This is a genomic window from Prevotella sp. 20925_1_30 (genome assembly GCF_041433025.1).
In the GTDB taxonomy this organism is placed as follows: Bacteria; Bacteroidota; Bacteroidia; order Bacteroidales; family Bacteroidaceae; genus Prevotella; species Prevotella vespertina.
Map to the genome: position 1 here is coordinate 1 of NZ_JAPWAR010000069.1, position 1,084 is coordinate 1,084.

The 1,084-nt window shown below is 38.0% G+C and carries 1 protein-coding gene and 1 pseudogene; both read right to left on the reverse strand.

Translation table 11 applies throughout. The features are described 5' to 3' along the window. A pseudogene (locus O3603_RS12025) lies at positions 1-800 on the reverse strand (bifunctional DNA primase/helicase); the annotation flags it as partial. Further along, positions 797-1,084 (reverse strand): hypothetical protein (locus O3603_RS12030; RefSeq protein ID WP_371523053.1); only part of this gene is annotated, 288 nt, incomplete at its 5' end. The pseudogene O3603_RS12025 and the gene O3603_RS12030, both read right to left, overlap by 4 nt.

The window sequence follows — 1,084 nt, forward strand, 5'->3', positions numbered from 1 at the left end:
ATCTCTGCCGTCTCACTATTGAAACAAATAGCATTAAAACCATGGGCAGATAAAGATAGTACATCTTTCTCTCCACCAGTGATGAATATGATATCTCCTTTACTGGGCAACTGTTGGAAGCCAAAGACATAATCGGTCACTTTCTCACCACCATAAAGAAAGCGTAGCTTACTTTTGGGACGATAAACTTTTACAAACGCCCCCATATTGTAAGCAAACATCGGCTCTTCATGTGTCCCTCTTAATGTAAACGGCTTACCTTGATTAGAGATAGACTCATAACGAGCAAGCGACTTTACATGAAAACGTTGTAAGGTATTGGAATCAATACCATATTGTTGCCAATATTTCATTTCCTCGATACCAAAAGATTGTTCTATTAGTTTAAACCACTTCTTCTCTTCCATTAACTTTGGTTGGTCTGCTGGTTGCGAAATAGGAGGTTTAGGAGGTTTCATTATCATAGCTCGTTGTTCAAAGTGTTCTTGCTTTCCTATGTAGATGTTTAGTTGCAAGTCTCGAATAATAGTTTCAAGTACCTTAACAAAATCTTTCTTAACATCCAATCCTATCATTGTGGCAGCAAACCAAAAACAATCTCCAGAATAAGCATCATTTCCAAAGTCTTTCATGCGATAGCAGTCTGACTTTCTATCAAGATATATATTGCATGATGCACGTTTATCGTCGTACAAAGGATTACGGAAATTACGCTTAATTACGAAATCAATAGGCATATAGAAACAGAATATTTCAAGTCCTTTGTTGGTACGCAATAATATTTCTTCTTTGATGTTCATAGCTCTTCGAATAAGGTTTGAGATTCTCCCATATAGCCTTTTAGCACACCTTCCTTGTAAGCGTTTAGACGCTGCAAAGCCTCTAAACGACGAAAGCCCTTGAAAGTGGCTCTACCCGTCTTGACAGAGAGATAGAGCCCTTTAAATGGATAAACTACATGATTACTAGATACATATCTGTACGGAATAGAATTAGATTCCCTCCATCTTGCAAGTGATGCCTTTGATATTCCAAGCAGGTGCAGAACATCTGCCGAACTCAACTCAATCTTTTCCTCCAAAAC